The sequence below is a fragment of the Streptomyces sp. HNM0645 genome (assembly GCF_030056615.1).
Classification (GTDB): Bacteria; Actinomycetota; Actinomycetes; order Streptomycetales; family Streptomycetaceae; genus Streptomyces; species Streptomyces marianii.
The window spans coordinates 25,416-32,617 of sequence record NZ_JASHLT010000070.1 but is presented as its reverse complement, the minus strand read 5'-3'; the positions used below and the strand labels follow the sequence as shown (position 1 = coordinate 32,617).

The 7,202-nt window shown below is 73.2% G+C and carries 5 protein-coding genes; 4 read left to right on the top strand and 1 reads right to left on the bottom strand.

The window, feature by feature from the left end:
• The first annotated feature begins 313 nt into the window (after positions 1–313).
• Positions 314–1,537 carry a phosphotransferase gene (locus QMZ92_RS33285; protein WP_283301301.1) on the top strand — a complete coding sequence of 408 codons (1,224 nt, stop codon included), beginning with the start codon at positions 314–316 and terminating at the stop codon, positions 1,535–1,537.
• Between the two features lie 28 nt (positions 1,538–1,565).
• Here QMZ92_RS33285 and QMZ92_RS33280 read toward each other — a convergent pair whose 3' ends face one another.
• Entirely contained in the window at positions 1,566–3,194 is a 1,629-nt protein-coding gene (locus tag QMZ92_RS33280; protein ID WP_283301300.1) for a protein kinase domain-containing protein, read from the bottom strand.
• A 309-nt stretch (positions 3,195–3,503) separates the two neighbouring features.
• On the opposite strand from QMZ92_RS33280, the gene QMZ92_RS33275 reads away from it, so the two are divergent.
• The 3 genes from QMZ92_RS33275 to QMZ92_RS33265 all read left to right on the top strand — a co-directional run bounded on the left by QMZ92_RS33275 (position 3,504) and on the right by QMZ92_RS33265 (position 7,032).
• A complete protein-coding gene (locus QMZ92_RS33275; RefSeq protein ID WP_283301299.1) occupies positions 3,504–5,264 on the top strand; it encodes a protein kinase domain-containing protein in 1,761 nt (586 codons plus the stop codon).
• Between the two features lie 194 nt (positions 5,265–5,458).
• Positions 5,459–6,253 (top strand): hypothetical protein, encoded by a 795-nt coding sequence (locus QMZ92_RS33270; protein WP_283301298.1) that lies wholly within the window; start codon positions 5,459–5,461, stop codon positions 6,251–6,253.
• Positions 6,254–6,417: 164 nt separating this feature from the next.
• The gene (locus QMZ92_RS33265) at positions 6,418–7,032 is read left to right on the top strand and encodes a PadR family transcriptional regulator (protein WP_283301297.1); all 615 of its coding nucleotides are present in this window, start codon (positions 6,418–6,420) and stop codon (positions 7,030–7,032) included.
• The last annotated feature ends 170 nt before the right edge of the window (positions 7,033–7,202 follow it).

Here is a 7,202-nt window from a genome sequence, read left to right as displayed (position 1 = left end):
CTCATCAGCGTCTCCGACGGCACCCCTCGGACCCGGTGACACCACCCCCCAGGTCATCCGTTCGACAGGGGGCAACAGTCATGCCGGGCCCGGAGGCCAGCGGCCCTCTTGCAGGACCGCGAAAAACATAACGGGGTGCGGGGCGGAAGGGTACCCGGGCCGCGGGGGTGACGGCCCGCGTGCGAGGGCCGCACGTGTCACCGCGGACGAACCGGTCCGCATGCGCCTCACACCCCGCTTCGTCACGGTGCACACCCCGGACCGTCCCGAGCAGCGACATCAGCGACACGCTGGGTGATCTAACATCTGAAGGGTGCCGCGCTCATCTGCTATTGCCCCACCCCCGATCGGCCCACCCCCCCTCGCCGCGCTGCTGCGCCGGTACGAGGACGCCGGCGAACCCCTCTCCTGCGAACCCGTCACCCAGGGCCTGCTGAACCGCGGCTACCGGCTCGCCACCACACGCGGTGCCTATTTCCTCAAGCAGCACGTCGACGAGCCGACCGCCGACCGGGAGACTATCGCCCGCCAGCACCGGGCGGTCCGCCGCCTCCAGTCGCTCGGTGTTCCCGTCGCCCCGCCCGTGGCCGACAGGTCCGGCGACACGGTGGCCGTGATCGGCGGCCGCTGCTACGCCCTGCACCCCTGGGTGAACGGCCGTCACCGCCGCGGGGCCCAGCTCACCACCCTCGAGTCCCGCCGGCTGGGCGCCCTCCTCGGCCTGGTGCACACCGGNGTCGCCCCGCCCGTGGCCGACAGGTCCGGCGACACGGTGGCCGTGATCGGCGGCCGCTGCTACGCCCTGCACCCCTGGGTGAACGGCCGTCACCGCCGCGGGGCCCAGCTCACCACCCTCGAGTCCCGCCGGCTGGGCGCCCTCCTCGGCCTGGTGCACACCGGTCTGGAGCGGGTCATGGACGTGGAGCCGGGGGGACGCCGGAGTACGGTACGGCCGCACGAGAGCGCGGATCCCGAGGAGACCTTCGCCCTCATCGACGCTCTGCTGGAGCTGGCCCGCACCCATCGCCCCGGGGACAGCTTCGACGCCCTCGCCGAGCACCGGCTGCTGGAGCGCCGCGCCCTGCTTGAAGGGCATGCGCACCGCCGGCCGCCGCCGGCCGCCGCCGGCGGCTGGGTGCACGGCGACTTCCACCCGCTCAACCTGCTCTACCGGGGCGACCACCGGGGTGCGGAGCCGGCCGCGATCGTCGACTGGGACCGGCTGGGCGTCCAGCCGCGGGCCGAGGAGGCCGTGAGAGCCGCGGCGATCTTCTTCGTCCGGCCCTCGGGCCGGCTGGAACTGGGCAAGGTACGGGCCTACGCGCGCGCCTACCGGCGGGCGGCCGGGGCCGACGCGACGGAACTCGCCGCCGCCGTGCACCGGGTGTGGTGGGAGCGGCTCAACGACTTCTGGATACTGCGCTGGCGCTACCAGCTGCACGACCGAAGGGCCGACCCGCAGTTCCCTGCGGTGTCGGCCCTGGCGGTGTGGTGGACGCGGGAGTACGAGGCGGTCTGCGAGGCCTTCGCCGGCTGACGGCGCCGACCGGGCGGCCCTCCCCGGGTCAGCCCGGCGTGGTTCCGGTGGTGGTGCCGGAGTCCGCGCCCGCGTCCGTACCGGTCGTCGTGCCCGCGTCCGTGCCCGTGCTCGTACCGGCATCGGTACCGGTGGTGGTGCCGGCGTCGGTGCCGGTCGTCGTGCCCGCGTCCGTACCGGTGGACGTGCCCTCCGTCGTGCCCTCGCTGGTGTTGCCCTCCGTCGTCCCGTCCGTGGTGCCCTCGGTGTCCGACGGGGTGTCGCTCGGGTCGTGGCTCGGGCTCTGCGGCTGCGACGGCGGCGGTTCCTGCTGGGAAGGACGGTCCCTCGGCGGCCATTCGCCCTGGTTGCCGTTCGTGCCCTGGTCCGGCTCCTCTTCCTCCTCGGAGTGCTCCTCCGAGGGGGTCGGCGAAAGGTCGGACTCGGTCGGGGTGTTGGAGACCTTCTGGTCGTCCTTCGGCTGCGTGCCGGGGTTGCCTGCCCGGTCCAGCGCGAAGGCCACACCCGCCACGACCGCGATCACCGCGAGCGCGACGAACAGCCACACCTTGCCCTTGCCGCCCCTGCCGCCGCCGGGCCCGGCGGCGTACGCGCCGTCCTCCGGATTGCGCGGCGGGAGGAGCGGGCCCTTCGAGGTCTCCCCGTGGTGCGGATGCCCCATGACCGCCGTCGCGCCCATGCCCTGCGCCGGGGTGTGGCCGGCCTCGTGCATCTCGACCGGGCCGGTGTTCCAGGCACCCGTGTGGCTGCCCTGCTGCTGCAGCATCTGCAGCCCGTACTGCAGGAGCGCCCGCATCTCCTCGGCGCTCTGGAACCGGTCGTCGGGGTCCTTGGCCAGCGCGCGCATCGCGAGCCCGTCCAGCTCCGGCGGGGCCACGTCCGAGACCTCGGAGGGGGGCACCGGCATGTCCTGGACGTGCTGGTAGACGACGGACAACGGTGTCTCGCCGGTGAACGGCGGGCGCAGCGCGAGCAGTTCGTAGAGCAGACAGCCCGTGGCGTAAAGGTCGGAGCGGTGGTCGACGGCCTTGCCGAGCGCCTGCTCCGGCGAGAGGTACTGGGGCGTGCCCATGACCATGCCGGTCTGGGTCATCGTCGTCGAAGCGCCGTGCAGCGCACGGGCGATGCCGAAGTCCATCACCTTGACCGCGCCGCCGTTGGTGATGATGACGTTCGCGGGCTTGATGTCGCGGTGGACGATGCCGTGCTGGTGCGAGTACGCGAGTGCCTCGAGGACGCCCGAGACGATGATGAGCGCCTGCTCCGGCGGCGGCGCCTCGGCGTTGATCAGCAGATCGCGGATGGTGTGGCCCTCGACCAGCTCCATCACGATGTACGGCACGGACTGCCCGTCCACGACGTCCTCGCCGGAGTCGTACACGGCCACGATGGCATGGTGGTTGAGGCCCGCGACGGACTGGGCCTCGCGCGTGAAGCGCGCCTTGGACACCGGATCCTCGGCCAGATCGGCACGGAGCAGCTTCACGGCGACGGTGCGGCCGAGCCGGACGTCCTCCGCCGCGAACACCTCGGCCATACCGCCCCGTCCGAGACGGTGGGTCAGCCGGTACCGGCCGTCGCCGACGAGCCCGCCGACGCCCCAGGAGTCAGCAGCATCCGACACTCCACCGCCATGTGGTCCGGATTCGGGTGCCATCTGTCCTCGCCGTCGTGTCTTGCCGCGCCGCGCGCTGCGCGCGGGCGGCGTCTCTCGGTGGTTCGACACGTCACGCTACAGGCTTCCGGCGACACGCCGGTCCGAGATGGACCGGTCGCCGGACCCGTTGCCGGTGGGCCGGAGCACATACGTCCGGTTCCTGTAACGCTTGCGAGACGCTTCTTGTGCGTACGGTCACGGAACGGGCAGCCGGCTTGACGTGTCACTGCCCTCGGGCAGACTTGCCACGTAATCCGGATCACCGCGGCCACCGCTCCACGGTGTGCGTGCCTAGGGGGAAGCACAGTCATGAGCCAGGACGGCGCACAGCGCGGCCGCTACGCCGGCGGTTCGGTAGCGGGCGGCCGGTACCAGCTTCGCGACCTGCTCGGCGAAGGCGGGATGGCGTCGGTGTACCTCGCGTACGACAGCGCGCTGGACCGGCAGGTCGCCATCAAGACGCTCCACACCGAACTCGGCCGGGAACAGTCCTTCCGCGAGCGCTTCCGGCGCGAGGCCCAGGCCGTCGCCAAGCTGTCCCACACGAACATCGTGTCCGTCTTCGACACCGGTGAGGACGAGCTCGACGGCGCGCTGATGCCGTACATCGTCATGGAGTACGTGGAGGGCAAGCCGCTCGGCTCCGTCCTCCAGGAGGACACCCGGCAGTTCGGCGCGATGCCGGCCGACAAGGCGCTCAAGGTGACCGCCGACGTACTGGCGGCGCTGGAGACCAGCCATGAGATGGGCCTGGTCCACCGGGACATCAAGCCGGGCNCGCTCGGCTCCGTCCTCCAGGAGGACACCCGGCAGTTCGGCGCGATGCCGGCCGACAAGGCGCTCAAGGTGACCGCCGACGTACTGGCGGCGCTGGAGACCAGCCATGAGATGGGCCTGGTCCACCGGGACATCAAGCCGGGCAACGTGATGATGACGAAGCGCGGCGTCGTCAAGGTCATGGACTTCGGTATCGCCCGCGCCATGCAGTCGGGCGTCACGTCGATGACGCAGACCGGCATGGTCGTCGGCACTCCGCAGTACCTGTCTCCCGAGCAGGCCCTCGGACGCGGCGTCGACGCCCGCTCCGACCTGTACTCGGTCGGCATCATGCTCTTCCAGTTGCTGACGGGCCGGCTGCCGTTCGACGCGGACTCGCCGCTGGCGATCGCGTACGCGCACGTCCAGGAGGAGCCGGTCGCCCCGTCCTCCATCAACCGCTCGGTGTCCCCGGCGATGGACGCCCTGGTCGCACGGGCGCTGAAGAAGAACCCGAACGAGCGCTTCCCGAGCGCCGCCGCCATGCGCGACGAGTGCCTGCGGGTCGCGGGCGCGGGCCGGACGCACGCCCCGGTGATCGTGCAGGGCGCTCCGACGACGAACAGCGGCTCGGGCGTCGCGTCCGCGGTGTTCCCGCCGGTGGACCAGTCAGCCCCGGCCCCGGGCCCGGGCAGCGTCCAGCAGCCCTACCAGCCCGGCCCGTACGGCCCGTCGACGCCGGCCCCCGGCCCGGTGCACGGCCCCGCCCCGGGCTACGGCTATCCGCAGCAGGCCCCGGCCTACACCCAGGCCCCGGTGCCCCCGGCGTACCAGCTCTCCCCCCACCAGGCCGCCGCCCCCGCACCGTCCGGGGGCGGCAGGCGGAGCACGCCGCTGATCGTCGGCTCGATCGCAGTGGTGCTCCTCGCGGTCGGCGGAGCGGTCACGGCGCTCACCCTGAACGGCGGCGACGAGGGCGGAGGCGGCGCCGACCCGTCGGTCTCGGAGTCGGCGGTCGCGGGCCACAAGCCCCCGGAGCGCAACCGCACGATGGACACGGACGAGTGCACGGACGCGCAGGAGGACAGCGACGACCCGGCGAAGGTCCGGGCGCCCAGCTTCACCTACAAGGACGTGATCTCCGTCAAGTCGTGCCTGCAGGCCGCGGGCTGGAAGTTCAAGGTCACGGAGAAGGACGACCCCCAGTTCGCCGAGGACCAGGTCATCAACCAGTTTCCGACGGAGGGCACCGCCGTGGTGCCGGGCAACCAGACCTTCGAGCTGACGGTCGGCACGGGGAACCCGGGGTACTAGGGACCGCGCCGCCACACGCCGGGGCGGGCTTCCGCCCCGAGAGTGAGCGGCCCCGAGAGTGAGCGGCGCGGCACGCGTTCGTGCCGGGCCGCTCTCCGCCAGACGGTCCGGTTTCGCCCGGGATGCCGGAAGTTCCCAGTCATGTGACGCTGAGTCCGAAACCTCGGCGACCCGGCTCGGGAGGGGGTCACCCCGTGACTCCGAAGCTCCGCACGCACTGCGCGACGACCCTCGCAGCACTGGTCCTCGCCCTGCCCGTCGCGACGTACGCGTACGCCGACGGCCCCCTGACCCACCCCGCGGAATCGCGCGGGGACGGCGAGGACCGTGGACGAGGCGGCGAGGGCGGCCGGCACGACGGGTCCGGGCGGTACGGCGGCGAGGAGCGCGGGCGCTCCCGGGCGCCGGGGGCAGGCGCGGATGGCACCCGCCCTGACCGGCGGACGCTTGCCGCCGACGACCCGGCGCACGGAGCACCGGCGCACCGGCGGGCCGACGGGGGCGCACCGGAACCGGGCACGGACGGGGACCGCCCGCCGACGGACCCCGGGCGCTCCGGGGCTGCGCACGCACCACGCGGGAAGGCCGCCGAGCGGCCCGATCCGTCGCCCACCGCGTCGCTGGCCGGGCGTCAGGCCGGCGAGGGCCGGCTGCGCCCCGGCCGGACCTCCGCGCCCTCACCCGACGTGTCGACACCCGACGACGGGCTCGAACACGGCCGCGACCCCGAGGAGGCGGCGACCGAGGAGGACACGACGCCGCACGACGAAAGCGAGGCCGAGGCCGAGTCCCACGCCGTGCCGGACTCCCCGTCACCCTCGGAACCCACCCCCACGGACGACGCGTCTCCCGCCGCCGCGGGCAGGTCCGACCCGCGTCCCGTGTCCCAGCCGCTCGAACGACAGATCCCGGCGCTGACGCTGGGCGCCGGCTGTGCCCTCATGGGGCTGGGGCTGGGCTACATGGGGCTGCGGCTGCGTCGCGGCTGAGCCCGGGGACGCTCCCGCGCCGGGCGGTGCGCTCGTGCCGTTTCGTCCGGGTGCGTACAGCGGTGTCGTCCTCCCCGGGTTCGCGTGTCCCCCGTACGGACTACGCCGGACGTCCGCCTCAGGGCGGTTGGTCAGCGTCGGTATACCCGGTATACATACTCGGTATGTCGATCCGGCACGGGCTGCTCGCCCTCCTCGAACACGGTCCCCGCTACGGTTCCCAGCTCCGCACGGAGTTCGAGTCCCGTACGGGGGCGACCTGGCCGCTCAACGTGGGCCAGGTCTACACGACCCTGAACCGGCTGGAGCGCGACGGCATGGTCGCGCAGGACGGCGAGGACGAGGCGGGCCACACGCTCTACGCCATCACCGGCGCCGGGCGGGCGGAGCTGCGGGCCTGGTTCGAACGGCCCGTCGACCGGACCAGCCCCGCGCGGGACGAGCTGGCCATCAAGCTCGCCATGGCGGTCGGCGCGCCGGCCGTCGACATCCGCGATGTCATCCAGTCCCAGCGCCGCCACACCGTGAAGGCGATGCAGGACTACACCCGTCTCAAGGCCCAGGCGCTGGAACCGGCGCCCGCCGACCGGGACGAGATCGCCTGGCTGCTCGTGCTGGAGCAGCTCATCTTCCAGACCGAGGCGGAAGCCCGCTGGCTCGACCACTGCGAGGCCCGGCTCATCCGGCTCTCCGCGGCGGCGGAGCAGCACCCGGAGCCCGCACCCCCACACGCCCCGGCTCCGGCACCCGCCCACGGGCACCGGAGGAGGCCCGGCTGAGCCCCGCCCCTGCCCGGCAGGGGGCTGCGTCCGGGTCCGGCGCCGTTCCACCGGCGCCATGCGGGGTGAGGGAAGCGCCGTACGCCAGGCGCACCGGAACTCTTCTCCCGGTCCTCGCCGGAGGCCCGTTCGGGCCGTCCCACCCCGGTGCCTCCCAGGCACTCGCCTTC